This window comes from Micromonospora wenchangensis (assembly GCF_002210435.1).
Lineage (GTDB): Bacteria > Actinomycetota > Actinomycetes > Mycobacteriales > Micromonosporaceae > Micromonospora > Micromonospora wenchangensis.
Map to the genome: position 1 here is coordinate 67,388 of NZ_MZMV01000011.1, position 22,199 is coordinate 89,586.

The window sequence follows — 22,199 nt, forward strand, 5'->3', positions numbered from 1 at the left end:
AACGTTCACGGTGTTGATTGACACGCCGCCCGTGGTGTCCGTCGTGGCGATCAGGCTGTGGCAGATCTTGTACGCGTGCGGCGGCTCAGCGATCAAGAAGGTCAGCAGCTGCTCAGAGCCACCCGTCGGGGAGCCGGCTCACCGACCGAGGCGGGCGGTGGGGCTGTCCCGGCCAGATCAGCCCCGATGACGAGGCATCCATCGTTGAGACGGCCAACACCCGTTCACCACTGGACGAACCTGCCCATCGAGATCTGTAGCGCCGGGGGGCCAGAAGGGGACCACACGGTGTGCGCAGTGGTGGCGGGCATGCCGTCAACCACACGGTCTGATCGTGGGGACAGCATGCGTGACGGCGGCGTCGCGGGTGAGGTGGCCGTAGATATCGATGGTGGTGGCCACGTTGCTGTGGCGCAGCGTCTTGGACACCACGGCGATCGGCACCCCTCGGTTGATCGTGGTCGTGGCGGCGATGTGTCGCAGGTCGTGCACCCGAATCGCCGGAAGCCCGGCGTCGGCGGTGAGACGCCGCAGGTGGTCGAGCACGTACTGCGGCAGTAGGGGTTGCCCGTCGGGTCTGGCGAACACGAGGTCGAGATTGTCGTGATGGCGGGTGGGCACCTGTTGCCGGCATTGGCGGCGGCGTTGCCGCTGTAACGCGTCGACGGCGCGGGTGGACAGGGCGATCCAGGCCCGGCTGCCGTGGGTATTAGGCGCATTGAACATGCTGCGGCTGTTGTCGACGCTGACCAACGTTGAGCGCACGAACAGTGCCCGTGCATCGAGGTCCGCGATCTCGCAGGAACGCCTCCTGCTCGCGGGATTGAGGCAGCGGTCCGCGCGACCACACGTCGCTGTCGGCACCTCATGACCTGCGTCGCCTTGTGTCATGCTGCTCAGCATCGGGCGATCCGGCCCGATGCCTGAGCAGGTGCCGCCAGTTCGTCCATCCGCTCCGGGTGCGAGGAGGTCGCGGGCGGCTGGCCGCCGCACGGTCATCGCGCGCCGCGTGGTCAGGACTGCAGCGGGCGCACCTCGACAATCATCTCCGTCTCGCAGCAGATGTCCAGCGTCAGCGCGGCGACGGTGACCGCCGAACGGGCGTGCCGTCCGCGCTCGCCGTACAGGTCGATGAGCAGGTCCGAGCAGCCCTCGGCGACCACCGACGGCTTGTTGAAGCCGGGCTCGCCGTAGACGTATGCGTTGATCTTGACGATCCGGACCACGTCGTCCAGGTCACCGATCTCCTGACGCAGCGAGGAGAGCAGGGCGAGCGCGTTGTAGCGGGTCGCCGCACGGGCCTCGGCGACGCCGATGGTCACCCCGACGGGCCCCTTGAAGGGGTAGCCCCCCTCGTGGAACGGACCGTGGCCGGCGAGGTGGACGAGGTTGCCGGTGCGGACCGCGCGGACCCGGCGAGTGCCCGGCTTCTCCGGCAGCACGGGCAGTTCCAGGCCCAGTTCCGCGATCTTCTTCTCGATCTCCATCGTGCTGCTCCCTCAGTTCCGGTCCCAGAAGACGATCCGTTTGCGGGCCAGCTCGATCAGCTTCGTCATGCCGATGCCCATCAGCCCGAGCAGGATGAGGATCGCGAAGACGGTGGCGATGTCGAGCCGGAAGTTGGCCTGGAGGATCAGCACGCCCAGCCCCATCTGGCCGCTGACGAACTCGCTGACGATCGCGGCGATGACCGCGTAGACCGCGGCGATCTCCAGGCCGGCGAAGATGAACGGCAGGGCGCTGGGCACGATCACCAGACGGATGGTGAGCGCCCGGCCGGCGCGGAGCGAGCGCATGAGTTCGAGCCGCTCGGCCGGCACCGAACGCATTCCCGACACGGTGTTGACGAAGATCGGAAAGAACGTGACGAGGACTGCCAGCGCGACCTTCGACTCGATGCCGAATCCCAGCCAGACCACCATCAGCGGAGCGATCGCGATCTTCGGTACGGCTTCGATCATGACGATGTACGGGCGGATGATCGCCTGCGCGGTGGGGGAGATGGCAACCAGGCCGCCCAGCAGGAGACCGATGACCACGCCGCCGCCGAACCCGAGCAGCACCTCTTGGAGCGTGCGCCAGAAGTGCGGGTAGAAGCTGGCCGGACCGGTTTGCGCGAGTCCTCGCCAGAGCGCCTGCACGACACTGACCGGAGTGGGGACCAGCACCGAGTTGACCTGGGTGACCCGGACCGCGACCTCCCAGCCGACGATGATGAGCAGGAGGGAGGCCGGAAACCAGAGTCGCGCGGTGATGCGGCGCTCGGCCGGCTCCCCGCCGCCGAGGGTTTTCCGGGCCGACAGGACTTTCTCCGACACTGCCATGCGTCACTCCGGTCGGTCGAGGAGCTTACGGATCTGGTTGGTGTACGCGCCGAAGTCCGCCGAGCCGGTGACCTCGAGTTCGCGCGGCCTGGCCAGGGTGACGTCGACGATCTCGCGGATCGTGCCGGGGCGTCCGGTCATCACGATGATCCGGTCGGAGAGGAACACCGCCTCGGCGATGCTGTGCGTGACCAGCAGGATGGTCTTGCCGGTCTGCTGCCGGACCCGCTCCACCTCGAGGTTCATCTGGTCGCGGGTCATCGCGTCCAGTGCTCCGAACGGTTCGTCGAGCAGCAGCAGCCGGGGATCCTGCAACAGCGAGCGGGCCAGTGCGGCACGTTGCTGCATGCCGCCGGAGAGTTCGCCGGGGTACTTCTCGGCGAATCCGTCCAGCCCGACCATCTCGATCAGGGATCGGGCCCGGGGCCGTACGTCCCGGAACCGGCGTCCGGCCACGATCCCGGGCAGGGCGACGTTCTGTTCGACCGTCCGCCACGGCAGCAGGACCGCCTGCTGGAACATCAGGCCGACGTCGGTCCCCGGTCCGGCTCCGGCGGCGTTGACGTCCACCGTGCCCTCGGTCTCGCCGGTCAGGCCGGCGACGATGCGCAGCAGGGTCGACTTGCCGCAGCCGGACGGGCCGAGGATGGAGACGAACTCGCCCTCGGCGACGTCGAACGACACGTCCGTGAGGGCGACGACAGGGGTGCCGGTCCGGGTGCTGTACACCTTGGACAGGCCCCGGGCCGATACCACCGGTGTCCGGGTCACGAGGTCGGCCACGACGTCGCCTTGTCCCGTACCGCCGCCGCGTCGATCGAGCCGATCTTGGCGGCCACGTCGTTGGTGTAGAAGGCCGAGACGTCCTTGACCTTGTCCTGGACACCGAGGAACTGGACGTATGCCTGCCACGACTCCGTGGTGAACTGGCCGTACGGCTTCTCCGCCGAGCCGTCGTCCTCGATCACGTCGATCCGGCGTTTGAGCACCGGCAGTGCGGCCTGCATGGCCTTGGCCCGGTCGCCGGTCGGGGCGAACTGGGGGTACTGCTCCCAGTGGATGCGGATGGCCGCCTCCGGGTTCGCCTTGGCGAACAGCACGGATTTGGTGTACGCGCGGGCGTATCCCGCCGCCGCCTCGGGGTTCTCGGTCAGCCAGGCATTGCGGGCGAGCAGCCCGGCTCCGAAGAGGTTCGCGGTCACGCCGGGCTTGTCGAGGTAGCGGAACTGGTACCCGGCGGCCTCCAGCGCGGCGTATCGCACGTCGTTGATGACCAACGCGTCGATGTCGCCCTTCTTCAGCGACTCGGCCGCCGCCGCCTCGGTGCCGACGGCGACGAAGTCGACCGAGGCCGGGTCGACACCGGCGGCGCGCAGGCCGGCCTTGGCGAAGAGTTCGAAACTGCCGCCCAGGGAGGCCAGGCCGATGGTGGCGTCCTTCAGGTCGGCGAAGGACCGGACCGGGCTGTCCGGCAGGACCGTCGCGTCGAAGAGGAACTTCGGTGCGACCTCGTAGAAGTACCGCAGGTCGAGGTTGCGACCGTCGGCGGCGGCCTGCACCAACACGTCCGGGCTGGGCGCGGAGATGTCGGCCTGACCGGCGGCGAGCAGTTGCAGGCAGGCGCCGGTGCCGCCGGAGACGGGCAGCATCTCGAGGGAGATCTTCTCCTCGGCGAAGTAGCCGAGCTTCTCGCCGATCCAGAACGTCGCGCCGCTGGCGGCGAGCGTCTCGGCGCAGTAGACGTAGCGGACCTTGCTGAATCCGTCCGCGCCGCCGTCCGCGCCGTCGTCGCCACACCCGGTGGCGGAGAGCGACACGGCGAGCACACCGGCGAGGAACAACCGCTTTCTGATCATCCGACTACCTCCACGACCGTTCCGGATAGGCCCCCGACTGTCATGTTCCGTTTGGTGGAACATTGTTTCTATGGTTGATGAAGCTAGGGAGTGGTCGGGATCGCTGTCAAGACATCGCCCGGACGGCGGTGGCAAAGTCGGCCATCTGTGCCAGCGCGTCGTCGCCGCTGATCCGACCGGCGAACTTGACCACCAGATCGGTCACCCCGACCTCGGTCTTCAGCCGCCGTACCCAGTCGACGCAGGTGGCGAGGTCACCGACCACGTACCGATCCGTCAGCCGGCTGGCGAAGTCACCGACGCTGGCCTGGGCCACCATGGGATTGCCCCGCAGCAGGTGCAGCTCGTGCGAGACGCGCAGGTACTCCTCGGCGTCCCGCCGGGCCTGCGCGTCCGTCTCGCCCAGCACCACGTGCCGGACCAGGGGTCGCAGGGCGGCCGGTGGCCGGCCCGAAGCGGCCCGGTGCTGGTCCACGGTCGCGAAGCCCTTGACGACCTCGTCCACGGTGAGCGCCGCGTCCGGGAACCAGGCCTCTGCGTGTCGGGCCGCCCTGCGCATCGCGGCCACCGACCGACCGCCGACCCAGACCGGGACCGGCCAAGCGGGACGGGGGGAGAGGGTGAAGTCGACCAGGGTCCGGACGTCGTCCCGGTACGAGATCGACTCCTGCTGCCAGAGCCGGTCCATCAGGGCCAGGTGACGGTCGGTGACGGCACCCCGCCGGCGGACGTCGGCGCCCAGCGCGGCGAACTCCGGCTCGTCCCAGCCGATCCCCGCGCCGAGCACGGCCCGGCCCTCGCTGAGGTTGCTGAGCAGTGCGAATTCCCCGGCCAGCCGCACCGGGTCGACCAGCGGCAGGATCAAGATGTTCGTGCCCAGCCGGACCCGGTCGGTCCGGGCCGCGACCGCTGCCAGCACCAGGTGCGGAGAGGGCCAGTAGGTGGGGTAGCCGTGGTGCTCGCCAAGCCAGACCGAGTCGTACCCCATCGCCTCGGCGGCGACGGCGTGGGCGACGGTACGGCGCACGTCCGGCCCGCCCTCGGGCAGCCGGACCCCGAGTCGGAGCCTAGCCACGGTCGGCCGCCGGGTAGCTGGCCTGGTCGAACACCCTCATGTCATGACCGGGGAGCACCACGTCGGCGTGTTCGGCCAACCGGTCGAAGGACCGGTAGTAGTCCGCAAGGTTGACGTGGGTCCGGGACGGGACCACCCGGTAGGGCCCGGCGCCCCGCCAGTTCTCGAACTGGGCGCAGTGGTCCCCGGCGAGGGCGTACCGGCCGGCGGCGGTGTCCACCACCATGGCGGTCATGCCGGGGGTGTGCCCCGGGATGTGCAGCAACCGTAGACCGGGACGGAGCGTGACGTCGCCCTCGATCAGCCGCGTCCGGTCCATGGTGGCCAGCCAGCGGGGGGTGAAGCCGAGCGCCGGGGCCTCGTAGGCGGCCTGATGCACCGGGTATGGCGCGACGGCGTACGCGACCTCGCTGCGCTGCACCACGAACTCGGCGTTCGGGAACAGGTGGTTGTTGCCGCAGTGGTCGTAGTGCAGGTGGCTGAGCACGACCGTCCGGACCGCGGCCGGGTCCACGCCGGCGGCGGCGAGCGCGGCGGCCGGTTCCTCCTCGGCCGTGCGCTCGAACGGCCGGTGGTGCCGGGTCACCCACTCCGCGTCCGGCGAGCCGGTGTCCAGGACCGTCACGTCGCCCCGCTCGTCCCGGACCACCCAGATGATGTGCGGACTGTCCACCGTGTCCCCGGGGTGCTGCCCCCAGAGCAGGTCGGCGCGTCGGATGCCGGGGGCGCGACCCACTCGTACCGGCACGATCTGCGATCTCATCGTCCTCCCGCCCCGACGGGCCAGCCGTCGATCGGTCCATGTCGGCCCGCTTGGTGGAACACCATTCCGTTGAGCGGCACGGTAACAGTGCGTGAGAGTGAATCCCAGGGTCGGCGGACCGCCATTTCCTCTCCTTGACCAGCAGGTCCGGCACTCGGTACGGTTTGAGGAACGACGTTCCTGCTAACGGAACGACCGAACGACGGGAGTGGGCCGGGTGGGTGGTCAGGAGTCGCGGAGCCGGCGGGCACTGGACGGTGTCCGGGTGCTCGACGTGTCGACGATCCTGGCGGGTCCGTTGACCTGCCAGATCCTCGGCGACTTCGGCGCCGACGTGATCAAGGTCGAACACCCGCGGCACGGAGACGGCATGCGGGGCCACGGCCTCAGCAAGGACGGCATCGGCCTCTGGTGGAAGATGATCGGCCGGAACAAGCGGACCGTCGGGCTCTACCTGGGCGACCCGGAGGGTCAGGAGATCTTCCGGGAACTGGTCCGCACCGCCGACGTGGTGGTGGAGAACTTCCGCCCCGGCACACTGGAGCGCTGGGGCCTGGGCTGGGCGGACCTGCGGGCGCTCAACCCGGCGCTGGTGCTGCTGCGGGTCACCGGTTTCGGACAGACCGGCCCGTACGCCGCCCGGCCCGGCTTCGGCACCCTCGCCGAGTCGATGAGCGGCTTCGCCCACCTGACCGGGGCGCCGGACGGACCGCCGATGCTGCCCGCCTTCGGACTGGCCGACTCCATCGCCGGGATCGCCGGCGCGGCGGCGGTGCTGACCGCCCTCTACGCGCGGGCCACCGGCGACGGCACCGGCCAGGAGATCGACCTCGACATCCTGGAACCGATCATGACGGCGGTCGGTCCGAGCGTCATCTACGTCGACCAGCTCGGCGTGGTCCAGCAACGGACCGGCAACCGGTCGCTGAACAACGCCCCGCGCAACACGTACCGAACCTCCGACGGACACTGGGTGGCCATCTCGACCTCGGCGACCTCCATCGCCGAACGGGTGCTGACCCTGGTCGGGCACGCCGAGGTGATCGGCGAGGAGTGGTTCGCCACCGGCGCCGGCCGGGCACGGCACGCCGACCTGCTCGACGGGTACGTGGCCGACTGGATCGGCGTGCGGACCCGGGTCGAGGTGATCGACTCGTTCACCGCCGCCGGGGCCGCCGTCGCGCCGGTGTACGCGCCGGACGAACTCCTGGCCGACCCGCAGGTCAGGGCGCTGGACATGATTACCCAGGTGCCCGATCCGGACCTGGGCCACATCCGGATGCAGAACGTGCTGTTCCGGATGAGCGACACCCCCGGAGAGATCCGCTTCACCGGGCGGGGCGTGGGAGCCGACACCGACGAGGTGCTCGGCGACGAACTGGGTATCGGCGCGGAACGACTCGCCGAGCTGCGAGACCGGGGAGTGCTGCGATGACCGTGGAGACCATCCCGAGCGAGCGGCGGGGCGACGTTCTGCTCGCCGCCGTCGAGGCGGGGGTCCGGGTCTTCGACCTGGGCCGGCCGCTGCGCATCGGCATGCCCCAGTCGCCGAACCACCCGCCGTTCTGGCACACCCTGCCCCGCCGCCACGGCGACAGTTACCGGGCCGACGGGATGTCCGCCGCCAACGACCTGATCTCGTTGGGCACCCACGTCGGCACGCACATCGACGCCCTCGCGCACGTCTCCGTCGACGGCCGGCTGCACGGCGGCTCCGACGCGATGCGGGCGCAGACCGGCGGCGGCTTCAGCACCGGGGCGATCGACGAACTGCCCCCACTGGTGGGACGAGGGGTGCTGCTCGACGTGCCGGCCGCGCTCGGGGTGCCCGCCCTCGATGCGGCATACGAGATCACGCCCGCCGACCTGGACGTTACCGTCGCCCGGCAGGGCACCCCGGTCGGACCGGGCGACGTGGTCCTGATCCGCAGCGGCTGGGGGCGCCGCTATGACGACCGCGAGGCCTACCTCGGACACGCGACCGGGGTGCCCGGCGTCGGCGAGGCCGGTGCCCGGTGGATCGCCGCCCGGGACGTCCGGGTGGCCGGTGCGGACACCATCGCCTTCGAACGCCTGGCCGCCGGGTCCGGGCACGCCCTGCTGCCCGCGCACCGGGTGCTGCTCGCCGAGCACGGGATCAACCTCATCGAGGCGATGGCCCTGGAGGAACTGGCCGAGTCCGGGGTGCGGGAGTTCACCCTCGTCCTCGCGCACCTGAACATCGTCGGCGCGACCGGCAGCCCGGTCCGCCCGCTTGCCCTGGTCGTGTCCGGATGACCGGCACGCCGCCGGCGGCCACCCTCGCCGGTCAGCTCGCCGCGTTCGCCGCTGAATACGGGCCGGCAGGCGTTGCCCTGCCCCCGCCGGTGGTGCGCAGCGTCGCCCAACGGGTGCTGGACGTGCTGGGTATCGCGGTCGCCGCCACCACCCTGCCCACCAGCGTGGCCGTGCTCGAGCTGGTCGCCGAGCGGGGCGGCCGGCCGGACGCCCGGGTGGTCGGGCTGCGCCAGCGGGTGCCGGCCAGCGAGGCGGCGTTCGCCCACGGTGTGCTCGCCCACTCGCTCGACTACGACGACACCCACCTGCCGTCGGTGCTGCACCCCAGCGCCAGCGTGGTCCCGGCGGCCCTGGCCGTCGCCGAGCGGACCCGGGCCACCGGCGCGGAGGTGGTCGCCGCGATCGCGGTCGGGTTGGAGATCTGCGTACGGGTGGGGATGGCCGGGTACGACGCCGAGACCGGCGCGAACCGGTACTTCGACCGGGGACAGCACGCCACCTCGATGTGCGGGGCGGTGGGCTCCGCCGCCGCCGCCGCGAAACTGCTCGGTCTCTCCGCCGACGGCGTGCTGCACGCCATGGGCATCGCGGCCAGCATGGCGTCCGGGATCATCGAGAGCAACCGCACCGGCGGCACCGTCAAGCGGATGCACTGCGGCTGGGCCGCGCACGCCGGGGTGTACGCCGCGCAGCTGGCCCAACGGGGGATCACCGGACCGCCGACTCTGTTGGAGGGGCGCTTCGGCTTCTTCCAGGCGTTCCTCGGCGGCGAGTTCGACGCCGGAGCGGTCACCGACGGGCTCGGCCAGCGCTGGGAGGTGCCGGGGATCTTCTTCAAGCCGTACCCGGCGAACCACTTCACGCACGCCGGCATCGACGCGGCGCTGGCGCTGCGCGGCGCCGGCCTGCGCCCGGCCGACGTCGCCAGCGTCGAGTTGGCGGTGCCGACCGCCACCGTCCGTACCATCGGCGAGCCCCTCGACGTCAAGCAGTCCCCGGAAACCGGCTACCAGGCGCAGTTCTCCGGCCCGTACACCGTCGCGGCCGCGCTGCTCGGTGGCGGCGGTCTCGGTCTGGGTCTGGACGACTTCACCGACGACCTGGCCCGCGACCCGGTCCGGCGGCACCTGATGAGCCGGATCACCGTGGTCGCCGACCCGCGCTGCGACGAGATCTTCCCGCACCAGTTCCCGGCCGTGCTGCGCGTGCGCACCACCGACGGCCGGCTCCTCGAGGAGGCGGTGCTCGCCAACCGGGGCGGCTCGCACCGCCCGCTCACCGACGACGAGGTCGCCGGCAAGTTCCGCGACAACGCCGGCCGGGTGTTGCCACCGGAGCGGGTGACCGCGATCGCCCGGGCCGCTCGGGCGCTGCCCGACGCGGCCTCGGTGGATGACCTGCTCAGCCCTCTGGTCTTTGAGAACGGTATTCCGCTGTGAGGAACTACGTCGCCCTCGGCGTACAATCTCGTTCGCCGCGTCACGGACCGGAGTGGTCTGACGCCGCAGCGGAAGGACTGTCAGTGAGCGAGACCAGCAAGACGATTCTCACCGTGGGACGGGCGATGGAGGTGCTCACCCTCTTCACCGAACGGAGGGAGTCCACCCTCGGGGTCACCGAGATATCCAAGGCGCTCGGACTGTCGAAGGCCGTCGTGCACCGGATCCTGTCGACCCTGCTGGAGAAGGACTACATCCAGATCGAGCCGCAGACCCGCCGGTACGCGCTCGGCCACGCGGCACTCAAGCTGGGCCTGACCTACTTCGAAGGCATCGACGTGCGTCGCATGGCTCAGCCGATCCTGCACGAGCTGGTCACCGCCACCCAGGAGACCTCCACGCTCTCCATCCGCAGCGGCTGGACCCGGATCTACATCGACCAGGAGACCCCGCCCACCGACATCCGCATGTCGGTGCGGCTCGGTCATCCGTACCCGCTGCACGCCGGTTCGTCGTCGAAGGCGCTGCTGGCCTTCCTCGACCCCGAGGAGCAGGACGCCTACCTGGCGACCGGCCCGTTCGAGCGGCTGACCGACGCCACCATCACCACGCCTGAGCAACTGCGCGCCGACCTGGACCGCATCCGCAAGCGCGGGTACGCCCGGTCGTTGGGGGAGCGCCAGGCCGACGCGGCCTCGGTGGCCGCCCCGGTCTTCGACCACCGGGGCAAGCCGACCGCGGCGATCAGCGTGTGCGGCCCCCTGCGCCGCTTCGAACCGAAGATCGACGAGGCGGCGGACGCGCTGCTGGACGCCGTACGGCGACTCTCGGCCCTGATGGGCCACCGGGAGTCGGCGATCATCGGGCAACGCTCCACGGAGTGATGCCCGCCAGTGGTGGGGCCGCGCCGCCCCACGGGAGGGAACAGCGGTGTCGGTGCCATCCGTGCTCGACCCATCGGGCGACTCGGTGCTCTACGCGGAGCCCGGCGAGGTGGACCGGCTACGTGCCCCGCTGATCGCGGCGCAGGTCCAGCTACTGGCCCGGCACCACCCCCACTACCGTCGACTCTTCGCGCGCGCCGGCGTCGACCCGGACCGGGTACGCGGGATCGCGGACCTGCACCGGCTTCCGGTCACCGGCAAGCAGGACTTTCTCGGTGACCCCGAGTCCTTCCGGCTGACCGCCCCGGCCGACCTGCCGGTCGCCGACCGCACCCTCGCGTACGTCATCTACACCACCGGCACCACCAGCGGAGCGCCCGCCCCGCTCTACGTCACCACCAGCGACGACTGGGCCTACCTGCTGCACGCCCGGCGCTGCGCCCGACTGCTTGGTCTCGGTGCCGACGAGGTGATCGCGAACCTCTTCCCGCTCACCCCGTTTCCGATGGGCGCCCGGATCCGCGCCGACCGGACGGCGGCGGCTGTCGGGGCGACCATCTTCCAGGGGCACACCGGTCGCCCCTCGCCGGACTGGCCGGTGCACCGCCGGCTCGACGAGGCGATCGACCTGGTGGTGGCACACGGTGCGACAGTGCTGTGGGGGGTGGCCGGGTTCGTCCGCCGGGTGCTGATCCGGGCCGCCGAACGCGGGCTGCGGCTTCCCGCGGTCCGCTGGTGCTTCGTCACCGGCGAGGCGACGAGCGCCGCCGGCATCGAGGACTTGCGTGCCCGGCTGCGCGCGGTGGGCGCGGAGTCAGCCCGGGTCGCCAACAGATACGGCTCGACCGAGGGCTGGTCGATGATCGAGTGCGGGCAGGGGGCGGGTTGGCACAATCCCACCCCGGACCTGATCCACCTCGAGACCGTCGACGCGGCCAGCGGGGAGCCGGTGCCCGACGGGGAACCCGGCCTGCTGCTCATCACCCACCTGCGGGCCCGGGGCACCGCCTTCCTCCGGTACGCCGTCGGCGACATCGTCCGGCTGACCCGCGAGCGGTGTGCCTGCGGGCGGAGCGCCGAGCGGATCGTCTCCCAGCCGATCCGCACCAAGGACCTGGTCAAGGTCAACGGCACCCTGGTCAACCTGACCGTGCTCGGCGACGCCCTGGTCGACCTGGCCGGCGTCGCCGAGTACCGGGTGGTCCTCGACCACCGGCTCCCCGGTGACGCGCTCTCCGGCGACGGCGTGGTGGTCGAGGTCGCGCCGGTCGCGGGCCGGGACGCCGACGCGCTGGTCCTGGCCGTGCGGTCGCGGATCCGCGACCTGACCCACCTCACTCCCGAGGTGCGGGTGGTCGGTGTGGACGACATCTACGACCCCCTGGCCGATGCCAAACCCCGTCGTCTCGTCGACCGCCGTCACGTCGGCTGACGTCGTCGACACGAAGCTGTTCAGAGAGGTCGTGACCGTGTATACCGGTGCCATCGACGTGGTCGTCAATCCGTACACACCCGAGATCGTGGCCGGGCGACCGGCGTGGTCGAAGGACTTCCTCGGTCGCAAGATCGGGGTCGGGGACCGGCTGCCCGGGACGACGATCGAGGAGTATCTGGCCAAGATGGACCGGGCCGGGATCGCCCGGTCGTTCCTGATCGCCGCGAAGCTCGGCCCGGCCGGTGATGTCAACAGCTACGCCCTGCAGGTCGAAACGGTCGCGGAACTGGTCGCCGCGCATCCGGACCGATTCAGTGGCCTGGTCGGGTTGGACCCGACCGCCGGCATGGCCGAGTTGCGGCACCTGGAACGGGCGGTCACCGAGTACGGCTTCGTCGGCGCGCACTCGTACCCGCACTGGTTCGGGCTGCCCCCGGACCACCGGCGCTACTACCCGATCTACGCCAAGTGCGCCGAGTTGGGCGTACCGATCCAGCTCCAGGTGGGCCACTGCCTGCGATACGACGACGCCCGGCCGCTGCGCAGCGTCGGCCGGCCGATCACCCTCGACACGGTCGCCTGCGAGTTCCCCGAACTGAAGCTGGTCGGCATCCACACCGGGTGGCCGTGGACCGAGGAGATGATCGCGGTCGCGTACAAGCACCCCAACGTGTACATCGGGGTGGACGCGTACGCCCCGAAGCACTGGCCGGCCGCACTGGTGCACTACATGAACACCTTCGGCCGGGAGAAGGTGCTCTTCGGCACCGACTACCCGGTGATCGACCCGGAGCGCGCCATGACGGAGTTCGCCGAGTTGGGCCTGCGGGCGGAGTCGGCCACGGCGGTGCTGCGCGACAACGCCCTGCGCCTCTACGGCCTCACCGGCTGACGGCCCCGCCGCCGGGCCCGCGTCACCGGCGTCGACCGACCACGGTGAGGGCGACAAGCGCGACGACGGCGGCGGCGCCACCGACTGAGAACGCGGCCATCGGGCCGACCGTGCCGACCAGCACCGCGCCCACGGCCGGGCCGGTGGACTGGCCGAGCCGCGACGACGCCGACCACGCGCCGATGAGCATGCCCCGGCCGTCGACCGGCTGCCGGGAGACCGCGTGCACGGAGGCGTTGTACGCGCAGCCCACCCCGACGCCGAGGAGGACCACGGCGACCGCCACCACCCACACCGCCGCGGCGGCGGCGGTGAGCAGCAGGGAGGCCGCGCACAACCCGAGCCCGATCCGGGCGACGTGCCGGTCGGCGGTTCGGCCGGCGAGCAGGGCCAGGGCCGCCGAGGCGGCGAGGCTGCCCACGTTGCCGAGTCCGACGAGCAGACCTCGAGCCGCCAGGGGCACCTCGAAGACCCGGTCCAGGGCCAGCGGCAGCATCGCCGCGGTGGCCGCGGTCATCAGGCCGATGACGACGGTGGTCAGGGTCAGCGCGCCGATCACGGTGCGCAGCTCTCCGGTCTGCCGCAGGTCGGCCAGGAGCTTGGCGGAGCGGTGGTCGCCCGTCGCCCGTCGCCCGGGGCCGAGTCCCAGCACCCGGACGGTGCCGGGCACCAGCAGCGCGCCCAGCGCGTAGAGCCAGAACGCGGCCCGCGGGTCGCCCAGGCTTGCCACCGCGCCGCCGGCCATCGGTCCGACCGTGGAGGCGGTGGTCAGCACGAAGGTGTTGACCGCCAGGCCGCGCTGCCGGGCTGCGCCGGTCAGGGTTTCGCCGATCACGGTCGGGGGGATGGTGAGCAGGCCGGCGAAGCCGATTCCCTGGACCGTCCGGAGCGCGACGGCCGTGCCGAACGAGTCGACCAGCGCGCAGGCGGTGCCGGCGACGGAGAACAGCAGCAGGCAGGCGAGCGCCACCCGGCCGCGGCCGAGTCGGTCGGAGAGGCCGCCCAGCGCCACGGTCAGCACGATGCCCGGCACCGCGATCACGCCTTGGAGGAGCCCGACGGCGGTTTCCGAGACCTGGTACGCGGCGGCGAGTTCCGCCATCGCCGGGGCGAGTGTTCCGTAGCCGGTGGCGCCGACCGCGGACAGGGCGGTGACGGTCAGGATCGCGTCGGTACCGAGCGGTGGAGAAGGCGCCACAGGCGGTCCATTCAGCGGAACGATGTTTCGCTGAACGTACCGTAAACCCTGGCATGGGTCCATAACGGCACGTCAGGCCGTTGACACTCCGGAGAAGCCGGTCCTAGTGTGTAGAAACGCTGTTCCGCCAAGCGGATCGAAGTGCGAATCGTACGGGAGAGGGGTGCCGGGATGAGTCCGAAGACGGAAGTTCTCGGCCGGTTCAGAGCCCTGAAGGTTTCTGCTCTGGTCGGGGTGGTGGCCCTCCTGGCCACAGCCTGTGGTTCGTCCAACGGGGACAAGAAGGCGGAGGCGGACTCCTCCCCGGGAGCAGCCGGGGCGAACATCGTGGTCGGGGTCGGGGCGATCAACCCCGACCTTGACGCATTCTCCGCCACGTCCCCGCCGCGTTCCTTCTACGCCTACCCGGTCTGGTCCCTGCTGACCCGGGTCGACACCCTCGGTGAGGGTGCCAAGGTGGTCCCCGGCGTCGCCGAGTCGTGGACCCGCGTCAACGATCTGACCTGGCAGTTCGTCCTCCGCAAGGACCTGAAGTTCGCCAACGGCGAGCCGGTCGACGCCGCGGCCGTCGTCTACTCCACCAAGTTCATGCTCGACCCGAAGAACGAGGCGAGCATCCGCGGCAAGCTCGGCATCATCAAGCAGGTCGAAGCGGTCGACGACAACACCATCCGGTTCACCATGAGCGCGCCGGAGGCGATCCTGCCCCGGCTGCTCGGCGCGATGCCGATCGTCCCGCCCAAGGAACACGCGCGGGTGGGCGCGAAGGCGTTCAACGTCAAGCCCATCGGCACCGGCGCGTTCATGGTGGAGAAGTTCGTCCCCGGCAAGGAACTCGTGCTGGTGCCGAACCCCAACTCCGGACAGGGCAAGGCCCTGCCGGCCTCGATCACCTTCAAGGCGATCCCGGAGGACGCGGCCCGGGTGGCCGCCCTGCGCGCCGGTGACGTCGACATCATCACCAAGGTCCCGATCGACGGAATCAAGCCCCTGGAGTCCGGAGCCTTCACGCTCTACGACGCGGTCGAACCCCGCACCTACGTGGTGGACCTGTTCACCGACTCCGGGCCGCTGACCGACGTGCGGGTCCGGCGCGCGATCGCCCAGTCCCTCGACCTGGACGCGTTGGTCCAGGGCGTCATGGGCGGCAAGGGTCAGGTCGGCCAGGGCCAGTTGGCGCCGAGCTTCATGTCCGGCTACTGCAAGGACGTCACCCGGTACCCGTACGACCTGGCCGCGGCCAACAAGCTGATGGCCGAGGCCGGAGTCTCCGGGCTCAAACTGAAGTTCCAGACCTCGCAGGGCTTCATCCTCAACGACACCCTGCTGGCCCAGGCGATCGGCGAGATGGTCAACAAGCTGGACGCGGTCGAGTCGGTGGAGATCGCCCCCATGGAGTTCTCCAACTACCTCGACGTGTACTACAACCGCACCGAACGGGCCGACTTCTTCGCCTGGGGCATGAGCAGTTCACCATTCGTGGATGCCTCCGTGCAGCTCGAGCGCCTGGTCAGCGGCTACCCCCAGCACAACATCGGCTACTCCAACCCGAAGTACGACGAGTGGTTCGGCAAGTTGCGCTCGGCCGAGGAGGGCACCCCGGAGCGGCAGCAGGCGTTCTGCGAGTTGTCGAAGATCTACAAGGAGGACGTCCCGTCGGTGGCGGTGATGACCATGCCGGACGTCTGGGCCAGCTCCGACAAGATCCGGGGATTCAAGGTGGACCAGGCGGGCAACCCGGCCTGGGAGCTGATCACCAAGGTGACGGGCTAAACGGGGTCCGACCGTGGCGAAGCTTCTGCGACAGCGGCTCCTGCAGCTGGTCCTGGTCATCCTCGGACTGTCCAGCCTGGTGTTCTTCCTGGTCCGCATCTCCGGCGACCCGGCTTCGGCCATCGCCGGTGCGGACGCGGACCCGGAGACCCTGGCGGCCATCCGCAGCAACCTCGGGCTGAACGAACCGGTGCTCGTCCAGTACGTGAGGTTCCTCGGCGACCTGCTGGTGCTCGACTTCGGCGACTCGTACCAGTACCGCAGCGACGCGATGGCGTTGGTGCTGGACCGGTTCCCGGCATCGGCGCTGCTGACCATCATCGCGATGCTCATCGCGGTCGGACTCGGCGTACCGGCCGGGGTGCTCGGTGCGGTGCACCGCGACGGGCTCCTCGGCCGGGCCGTCAACGGCCTTGCCATCCTCGGGCAGAGCGTGCCGAACTTCGTGCTCGGCCTCGTGCTCATCATGATCTTCGCGGTCAGCCTGGGCTGGCTGCCGAGCTTCGGCGGGGACGGGGCGATGAGCCTGATCCTGCCGGCCGTCACCCTCGCCGCCTTCATCTGCGCCCGGCAGATGCGGCTGGTGCAGGCGTACACCCTGGAGGAACTCAGCAAGGGGTACGTGCGGACGGCGAACTCGCTCGGCTACAGCACCCGGCGGATCCGTTACCGGCACATCCTGCGCAACGTCACCGTGCCCATGCTCTCGCTCGTCGGGCTGGAACTCGGCCAGTTCATCGCGGGTTCGGTAGTGATCGAGTCGGTGTTCTCCTGGCCCGGCCTGGGCCGGTTGATGGTCGAGTCCGTCACCGCCCGCGACTACCCGGTGCTCCAGGCGGGCGTGTTCGTCATCGGCGTGCTCGTCGTGCTGATCAACTTCATCGTCGACCTGCTCTACCAGGTGGTCGACCCCCGACTCAAGGCGCAGTTGGTGACCCGATGAGCACAGTGCTGACCGTCCCTGGCCCCGGCGGGACCGAACCCGACGCCGAGGTCGTCCCCGCGCCCCGACGCCGACGCCTCCTGCCGAGACACTTCGGTGCCCGGATAGCGCTCGGCTTCCTGATCGTCGGCGTCCTGGCCGCGATCTTCGCCCCGGCCGTCGCGCCGTTCGACCCCAACGAGCAGGTACTGCTCAACCGGCTCGCCGCACCGTCGCTGTTCGGCGGCGAGGGCGGGCACCTGCTCGGCACCGACGAACTCGGCCGGGACCTGCTCAGCCGCGCCATCTACGGCGGCCGGGTCAGCTTCACCGTCGGGTTCGTCGCGGCCACCTTCGCCGGGCTGCTCGGCACCGTCCTCGGCGTCGTCGCCGGCTACTACCGGGGCATCGTGGAGTCGGTGATCATGCGGACGGTCGACATCCTCACCGCATTCCCGTTCCTCATCGTCGCCCTCGCCGTGGTCGCCGTCTTCGGCGCCAAACTGTCGGTGCTGATCATCGTGCTGGTGCTCTGGGAATGGGTGCCGTTCACCCGGCTCGCCCACGCCAAGACGCTGAACGTGGTCTCCACCGACTACTTCCGGGCGGCGGTGGCCATCGGCCGCCGGGGCGTCGGCATCCTCGCCCGGCACGTACTGCCCAACATCGCCGGTCCGCTCATCGTCGTCTGGACGTTCGTGGTGGCCCGGTCCATCGTCATCGAGAGTTCGCTCAGCTTCCTCGGGCTCGGGGTGCCGCCGCCCACCGCCACCTGGGGCGGGATGCTGAGCGCCAGCCGTGGCTACCTCGACACCGCATGGTGGATCCCGCTGGTCCCCGGCGTGGCCATCACCCTGGTCGTGTTGAGCGTCAACGTCGTCGGTGACTGGTTGAGTGAGAGGTGGGATCCGCATGGCCGGCGCTGACGCCGTACCGCTGCTCGAGGTCGAAGGGCTGGACGTCACCTTCGACACCCTCGGCGGGCCGGTGCACGCCGTCCGGGGAGCCGACTGGTCGGTGCGGCAGGGCGAGACCCTGGTGGTGCTCGGCGAGTCCGGCTCCGGCAAGAGCGTCTCGCTGCATGCCGTCGCGGGGCTGCTGCCGGCCAACGGCCACACCGCCGGCCGGGTCCGCTTCCAGGGCCGTGACGTGCTCGGGCTGCGCGGCGCGCAGCTGCGCCGGTTCTGCGCCGAGAACTACGGCATGGTCTTCCAGGACCCGATGAGTTCGCTGGACCCCAGCTTCACCGTCGGCGACCAGATCGCCGAGATCCTACGGGTGCACCGGGGCGCGTCGGCGAAGGACGCGTGGCAGCGGGCCATGGACCTGCTCAGCGTGGTCCGAATCGACGACCCGGCCCGCCGGGCGAAGCAGTACCCGCACGAGCTCTCCGGCGGCATGCGTCAGCGTGTCATGATCGCCATGGCGATCGCCCTGGACCCGCCGCTCTTCCTCGCCGACGAGCCGACCACCGCGCTGGACACCAGCGTCCGGGGCGCGGTGCTGGAGACCATGATCGAGTTGCGGGACCGCCTGTCGATGGGGGTCGTCCTGATCACCCACGACATCGGCGTGGCGGCGGCCGTCGCCGACCGGGTCGCCGTCATGTACGCCGGCCGGGTCGTCGAGTACGGCACCGCGGAGCAGGTGCTGCACCAGCCCGGCCATCCGTACACCGCCGCGCTGCTCGGGTCGCTGCCCCGGTTGCGGCGGCTCCGGTCCACGCTGACCGCCATTCCCGGCGCGCCTCCGAACGCGGCCCGGCTGCCGGCCGGCTGCTCCTTCCACCCCAGGTGCCGGTTCGCCACCGACCGCTGCGCCGAGGAACTGCCGGTCCTGCAACTGAGCGGCGCCGGCCAGGTCGCGGCCTGCCACTGGACCGAACGGCTGAGCGCCGACGGCGACCTCGGCTACTGGCGTGCGGGCGGCGATCCGCTCGTCGACGCCCGGCCCGGCGATGCGGAACAACCGTTCGTGGCGGTCGAGAACCTGGTCAAGGAATATCCACTCGGCTCCGGCCGTAAGGGCCGGGTGTTGCGGGCGGTGGACGACGTCTCCTTCACCATTCCGAAGGGCACCACTCTCGGCCTGGTGGGGGAGTCCGGGTCCGGCAAGTCGACCACCGCCATGATCATGTCCGGGCTGCTCGCCCCCACCTCCGGACGGGTGGTCATCGGCGGCGTCGACATCGCCCGGCTCTCCGGCAAGGCCATGCGTGACGTCCGCCGTGACCTTCAGGTGGTCTTCCAGGACCCGTACTCCTCCATGGACCCCCGGATGACCATCGGGCAGATCGTCGACGAGCCACTGCTGGTGCACAAACGGGGCTCGAAGGCCCAGCGGCGGGGCCGGGTCACCGAACTGCTCGACCTGGTCGGGCTGGACGGCGACTACGCCGGACGTTTCCCGCACCAGCTCTCGGGCGGGCAGGCCCAACGGGTCGCCATCGCACGCGCGCTCGCGCTGGAACCCGCGCTGATGGTGCTGGACGAGCCGGTCGCCGCGCTGGACCTCTCCATTCAAGCGCAGATCCTCAACCTGCTGCGCGATCTGCAGGCCCGGCTCGGCCTGACGTACCTGTTCATCGGGCACGACCTGGCGGCGGTGGCGTACATCTCCGACCGGGTGGCGGTGATGTCCAGCGGGAAGATCGTCGAACTGGACCGGGTCGACGCGATCTACCAGCGGCCGGCGGCGGCGTACACCCGGCAACTCCTCGACGCGGTGCTCGACCCCGAGACCGACCTCGGCCGGTACCGGGATCGCCCGACGACCCGGAAGGAGGCGTCGTGCGTCCCCTCGGCCCCGGTGACGCCCTGATCGTCATCGACGTCCAACGCAAGTACGTCACGGGTCCGCTGGCCGTCCCGGACGCCGCCGGGCTGGTGGATCGGATCGCCCGGTTCACCGATGCGGCCCGCGCCCGCGACGTACCGCTGGTGTGGGTGACCCGCGAGCTGCGCCCCGGCGTGTCGATGGGCGCCGCCACCACCGCCGGGTACGGCGCCGCGGTCGCCGAGATGTTCCGGAGCCCGGCCGCCGACCTGCATCCCGGCCTCGGCGCACGCGACGACGAGATCCGGGTGGTCAAGCCCCGCCAGTCGGCGTTCTACGGCACCGACCTCGAGGTGGTGCTGCGCACGCTCGGCGCGGGCCGGGTGGTCCTCGCCGGTGTCACCACCAACATCTGTGTCCAGGCCACCGCCCAGGACGCCCGCGCCCGCGACCTCGACGTGCTGGTGGTCGCCGACCTGACCGCCGCGCTGCCGGTCACCGCAGCCGGTTTCGACCTGCCGGCGGAACAGGTGCAGCGGGCCACACTGGCCACCCTCGCGCACGCCGTCGCCACCGTCCGGCCCGCTGCCGCCGTCCTGTCCGCCTGAACCCGCCCGGGGCGGCACGCCGTGCCGCCCCGGGACCGCCGGCGCGACGTCTGGTCGGGCGGGGTCCCGGATCTCAGTAGCCGCGGTCGCGGTCGAACTCGCCGAGCAGGGGTTCGCCGGCGTGCCAGCGGCGCAGGTTCTCGCAGAACTGCTCGACCACCCGTTCGGCGCGGCGCGGCGACCCGCCGGCGATGTGCGGGGTGACCACCACGTTGGGCAGTCGCCACAGCGGGTCGTCGGGGGCGAGGGGCTCCCTGGTCACCACGTCCAGCCCGGCCCCGCCGAGGCGTCCGCCGGTGAGCGCGGCGCGCAGGGCCGATTCGTCGACCAGTTCGCCTCGGCTGACGTTGACCAGGATCGCGCCGGGTTTCAGCGTGGCGATCCGGCTGGCGTCCAGCAGGTGGCGGGTGGCCGGGGTGAGCGGCACGGTGAGCACCACCACGTCGGCGGTGGGCAGCACTTCGTCCAGTCGGTCCGGGGTGACCAGCAGGTCCACGTCGGGGCCGGGCTCGACGGACTCCGGCTCGACCGCGACGATCCGCGCGAACTCGAAGCCCCGGGCCCGGCGGGCCACCGCACGGCCGGCCCCGCCGAGGCCGACCACCAGCATGGTCCGGTCGGTGAACTCCCACTGGGTGGCCCGCACCGCGATGCGGTACGCGTCGGTCCAGTCGGGCGCGCGCAGCACCGTCGCCACGCCCCGGGTGAGGGCGAGCAGCAGCGCGAACGCGTGCTCGGCCAGGTGCGCGCCGACGATCCCGCCCTTGGCCGAGACCAGGCGGACGTCCCGGCCGGCGAGGTGGGCGGCGATCCGGTCCACGCCGGCGCCGACCGACTGCACCCAGCGCAGGTTCGGCGCGGCGTCGAGGGCGGCCGGCTGGATGTCACCGAAGAGGACGGCCGCGTCGGGGGCGTGCCGCAGCACGGTGGCGGGGTCCCGGGCGACCACCACCTGCTCGGGTGCGGCGGCGGCGCGGATCGCCTCGACCTGCGCCTCGGTCAGCGGGGCGATCAGCGCGTGCGCGGCGGCCAGGACGGTGCCGCTCGACCCGCTCACGTGTCGCCCGGCCCGGCCCCGGGGCCGCCCGGCCGGGGCGGGACACCGCCGGCGTCCAGGTAGCGGTCGCGGAGCCGGGTGACCTCGTCGTAGCCGATGAGCCGGGTGAACTCGCGCAGCGGTACGCCCCGGGCGGCGACCACGCCGGGCTCCGGGCCGAGCAGGTCGGTGTACGCCGCGGTGAGCGCGCGGGCGGTGGCGAGCAGGCCCTGGAGCCCGTAGATGACCACGGCGATGCCGAGTTCCCGGGCGATGCCGGGGGTGAGTTCGCGTTCCAGCCAACTGCCGGGGGCGACCGCGGCGGCCAGTGGCCGGCCGCAGGCGTCCCGGGTGGCCTGCCACGCCTCGAACGGGAACGTCTCGTCGTGGCGCATCGGGAAGACCACGTCCGCCCCGGCCGCCGCGTACGCCTCGGCGCGCCGCAGCACCTCGTCGACGGTGTCGGCGTTGGTCCGGGCGACCACGGCGGCCCGGTCCCGGGCGTCGACGCACGCGCGGACCTTCGCCGCCGCCTCGGCCCGGGGCACCAGGCTCACTCCGGCCTGTTCGCTCAGCGGCCCCGGCTTGGGGGAGATCTGGTCCTCCAGCATCAGCGCCGCCGCGCCGGCCTGCTCGAAGTCCCGGGCGGCGTGGTACGCGTTGACCGCGTTGCCCCAGCCGGTGTCCAGGTCCGCGATGACCGGCAGGCCGCCGGCCCGGGCGGCGACGCCGACCGCGCGGGTCATGTCGGCGCGGGTGTAGAGGTCGGCGTCGGGCAGGCCGAGCGAGGCGGCCACGGCGAAACCGGAGACGAAGAGGCAGCGGAAACCGGCTGCGGCGGCCAGGGTGGCGCTGAGCCCGTCCCAGACGCCGGCAGCGTAGACGGGCGGTTCGGCGGCGAGGACGTCGGCGAAGCCGACCGGGGCGTGTACCGGCATCGGA

General features: G+C 71.3%; 21 protein-coding genes. 11 read left to right on the forward strand and 10 right to left on the reverse strand.

The genetic code is table 11. The features are described from left to right. Window positions 1-315: 315 nt before the first annotated feature. The 7 genes from B5D80_RS08985 to B5D80_RS09015 form a co-directional block, all read right to left on the reverse strand. Window positions 316-903 carry a tyrosine-type recombinase/integrase gene (locus B5D80_RS08985; protein WP_158224150.1) on the reverse strand — a complete coding sequence of 196 codons (588 nt, stop codon included), beginning with the start codon at window positions 901-903 and terminating at the stop codon, window positions 316-318. A gap of 110 nt (window positions 904-1,013) precedes the next feature. Then, window positions 1,014-1,487, reverse strand: coding sequence for a RidA family protein (locus B5D80_RS08990; RefSeq protein ID WP_088643340.1), 474 nt, complete (start codon window positions 1,485-1,487; stop codon window positions 1,014-1,016). A gap of 12 nt (window positions 1,488-1,499) precedes the next feature. Then, a complete protein-coding gene (locus B5D80_RS08995) occupies window positions 1,500-2,324 on the reverse strand; it encodes an ABC transporter permease (RefSeq protein ID WP_088643341.1) in 825 nt (274 codons plus the stop codon). 3 nt (window positions 2,325-2,327) lie between these two features. Next, window positions 2,328-3,107 carry an ABC transporter ATP-binding protein gene (locus B5D80_RS09000; RefSeq protein WP_211291442.1) on the reverse strand — a complete coding sequence of 260 codons (780 nt, stop codon included), beginning with the start codon at window positions 3,105-3,107 and terminating at the stop codon, window positions 2,328-2,330. Beyond that, on the reverse strand, window positions 3,092-4,180 hold the full coding sequence (locus B5D80_RS09005; protein WP_158224151.1) for an ABC transporter substrate-binding protein: 1,089 nt from the start codon (window positions 4,178-4,180) through the stop codon (window positions 3,092-3,094). Before B5D80_RS09005 ends, B5D80_RS09000 begins: the two co-directional genes overlap by 16 nt. Before the next feature lie 106 nt (window positions 4,181-4,286). Further along, window positions 4,287-5,255 (reverse strand): LLM class flavin-dependent oxidoreductase, encoded by a 969-nt coding sequence (locus tag B5D80_RS09010; RefSeq protein ID WP_088643343.1) that lies wholly within the window; start codon window positions 5,253-5,255, stop codon window positions 4,287-4,289. Continuing rightward, window positions 5,248-6,018 (reverse strand): N-acyl homoserine lactonase family protein, encoded by a 771-nt coding sequence (locus tag B5D80_RS09015; protein WP_088643344.1) that lies wholly within the window; start codon window positions 6,016-6,018, stop codon window positions 5,248-5,250. Before B5D80_RS09015 ends, B5D80_RS09010 begins: the two co-directional genes overlap by 8 nt. A 217-nt stretch (window positions 6,019-6,235) precedes the next feature. On the opposite strand from B5D80_RS09015, the gene B5D80_RS09020 reads away from it, so the two are divergent. From B5D80_RS09020 to B5D80_RS09045, 6 genes are all read left to right on the forward strand, one after another. Next, window positions 6,236-7,453 (forward strand): CaiB/BaiF CoA transferase family protein, encoded by a 1,218-nt coding sequence (locus B5D80_RS09020; protein WP_088643422.1) that lies wholly within the window; start codon window positions 6,236-6,238, stop codon window positions 7,451-7,453. Further along, on the forward strand, window positions 7,450-8,295 hold the full coding sequence (locus B5D80_RS09025) for a cyclase family protein (RefSeq protein WP_088643345.1): 846 nt from the start codon (window positions 7,450-7,452) through the stop codon (window positions 8,293-8,295). Before B5D80_RS09020 ends, B5D80_RS09025 begins: the two co-directional genes overlap by 4 nt. Next, window positions 8,292-9,734 carry an MmgE/PrpD family protein gene (locus B5D80_RS09030; RefSeq protein WP_088643346.1) on the forward strand — a complete coding sequence of 481 codons (1,443 nt, stop codon included), beginning with the start codon at window positions 8,292-8,294 and terminating at the stop codon, window positions 9,732-9,734. Before B5D80_RS09025 ends, B5D80_RS09030 begins: the two co-directional genes overlap by 4 nt. An 83-nt stretch (window positions 9,735-9,817) precedes the next feature. Next, entirely contained in the window at window positions 9,818-10,618 is an 801-nt protein-coding gene (locus tag B5D80_RS09035; protein ID WP_240762795.1) for an IclR family transcriptional regulator, read from the forward strand. Window positions 10,619-10,664: 46 nt separating this feature from the next. Further along, window positions 10,665-12,050, forward strand: coding sequence for a phenylacetate--CoA ligase family protein (locus tag B5D80_RS09040; protein ID WP_088643347.1), 1,386 nt, complete (start codon window positions 10,665-10,667; stop codon window positions 12,048-12,050). Window positions 12,051-12,081: 31 nt separating this feature from the next. Then, window positions 12,082-12,945: an amidohydrolase family protein gene (locus B5D80_RS09045; RefSeq protein WP_158224152.1), complete on the forward strand. Its 864-nt coding sequence runs from the start codon at window positions 12,082-12,084 to the stop codon at window positions 12,943-12,945. A 22-nt stretch (window positions 12,946-12,967) separates the two neighbouring features. Here the strand turns inward: B5D80_RS09045 and B5D80_RS09050 are convergent, their stop codons facing one another. After that, entirely contained in the window at window positions 12,968-14,143 is a 1,176-nt protein-coding gene (locus B5D80_RS09050; RefSeq protein WP_158224153.1) for an MFS transporter, read from the reverse strand. A 171-nt stretch (window positions 14,144-14,314) separates the two neighbouring features. Here B5D80_RS09050 and B5D80_RS09055 point away from each other — a divergent pair, with 171 nt between their 5' ends. The 5 genes from B5D80_RS09055 to B5D80_RS09075 are packed head-to-tail and all read left to right on the forward strand — an operon-like array spanning window position 14,315 to window position 20,221. Then, the gene (locus B5D80_RS09055; protein WP_088643350.1) at window positions 14,315-15,916 is read left to right on the forward strand and encodes an ABC transporter substrate-binding protein; all 1,602 of its coding nucleotides are present in this window, start codon (window positions 14,315-14,317) and stop codon (window positions 15,914-15,916) included. A gap of 13 nt (window positions 15,917-15,929) precedes the next feature. Further along, the gene (locus B5D80_RS09060; RefSeq protein ID WP_088643351.1) at window positions 15,930-16,859 is read left to right on the forward strand and encodes an ABC transporter permease; all 930 of its coding nucleotides are present in this window, start codon (window positions 15,930-15,932) and stop codon (window positions 16,857-16,859) included. Continuing rightward, window positions 16,856-17,764, forward strand: a complete 909-nt coding sequence (locus B5D80_RS09065) for an ABC transporter permease (protein WP_144081615.1) — start codon at window positions 16,856-16,858, stop codon at window positions 17,762-17,764. The genes B5D80_RS09060 and B5D80_RS09065 overlap by 4 nt, the downstream gene beginning before the upstream one ends. Then, window positions 17,751-19,658: a dipeptide ABC transporter ATP-binding protein gene (locus tag B5D80_RS09070; protein ID WP_088643353.1), complete on the forward strand. Its 1,908-nt coding sequence runs from the start codon at window positions 17,751-17,753 to the stop codon at window positions 19,656-19,658. The genes B5D80_RS09065 and B5D80_RS09070 overlap by 14 nt, the downstream gene beginning before the upstream one ends. Then, entirely contained in the window at window positions 19,628-20,221 is a 594-nt protein-coding gene (locus B5D80_RS09075; RefSeq protein WP_088643354.1) for a cysteine hydrolase family protein, read from the forward strand. The genes B5D80_RS09070 and B5D80_RS09075 overlap by 31 nt, the downstream gene beginning before the upstream one ends. Before the next feature lie 73 nt (window positions 20,222-20,294). On the opposite strand, the gene B5D80_RS09080 is transcribed toward B5D80_RS09075, so the two are convergent. Beyond that, the gene (locus B5D80_RS09080) at window positions 20,295-21,278 is read right to left on the reverse strand and encodes a D-2-hydroxyacid dehydrogenase (RefSeq protein ID WP_088643355.1); all 984 of its coding nucleotides are present in this window, start codon (window positions 21,276-21,278) and stop codon (window positions 20,295-20,297) included. Next, window positions 21,275-22,195 (reverse strand): isocitrate lyase/PEP mutase family protein, encoded by a 921-nt coding sequence (locus tag B5D80_RS09085; protein ID WP_088643356.1) that lies wholly within the window; start codon window positions 22,193-22,195, stop codon window positions 21,275-21,277. Before B5D80_RS09085 ends, B5D80_RS09080 begins: the two co-directional genes overlap by 4 nt. Window positions 22,196-22,199 lie beyond the last annotated feature (4 nt).

What these genes read in the sequence shown, in the direction of transcription:
- B5D80_RS08995 (WP_088643341.1), bottom strand. Translation starts at nt 2,324, where the DNA reads ATGGCAGTGTCGGAGAAAGTCCTGTCGGCCCGGAAAACCCTCGGCGGC.
- B5D80_RS09055 (WP_088643350.1), top strand. Translation starts at nt 14,315, where the DNA reads ATGAGTCCGAAGACGGAAGTTCTCGGCCGGTTCAGAGCCCTGAAGGTT.
- B5D80_RS08985 (WP_158224150.1), bottom strand. Translation starts at nt 903, where the DNA reads ATGCTGAGCAGCATGACACAAGGCGACGCAGGTCATGAGGTGCCGACA.
- B5D80_RS09005 (WP_158224151.1), bottom strand. Translation starts at nt 4,180, where the DNA reads ATGATCAGAAAGCGGTTGTTCCTCGCCGGTGTGCTCGCCGTGTCGCTC.
- B5D80_RS09065 (WP_144081615.1), top strand. Translation starts at nt 16,856, where the DNA reads ATGAGCACAGTGCTGACCGTCCCTGGCCCCGGCGGGACCGAACCCGAC.
- B5D80_RS09025 (WP_088643345.1), top strand. Translation starts at nt 7,450, where the DNA reads ATGACCGTGGAGACCATCCCGAGCGAGCGGCGGGGCGACGTTCTGCTC.
- B5D80_RS09015 (WP_088643344.1), bottom strand. Translation starts at nt 6,018, where the DNA reads ATGAGATCGCAGATCGTGCCGGTACGAGTGGGTCGCGCCCCCGGCATC.
- B5D80_RS09030 (WP_088643346.1), top strand. Translation starts at nt 8,292, where the DNA reads ATGACCGGCACGCCGCCGGCGGCCACCCTCGCCGGTCAGCTCGCCGCG.
- B5D80_RS09070 (WP_088643353.1), top strand. Translation starts at nt 17,751, where the DNA reads ATGGCCGGCGCTGACGCCGTACCGCTGCTCGAGGTCGAAGGGCTGGAC.
- B5D80_RS08990 (WP_088643340.1), bottom strand. Translation starts at nt 1,487, where the DNA reads ATGGAGATCGAGAAGAAGATCGCGGAACTGGGCCTGGAACTGCCCGTG.
- B5D80_RS09085 (WP_088643356.1), bottom strand. Translation starts at nt 22,195, where the DNA reads ATGCCGGTACACGCCCCGGTCGGCTTCGCCGACGTCCTCGCCGCCGAA.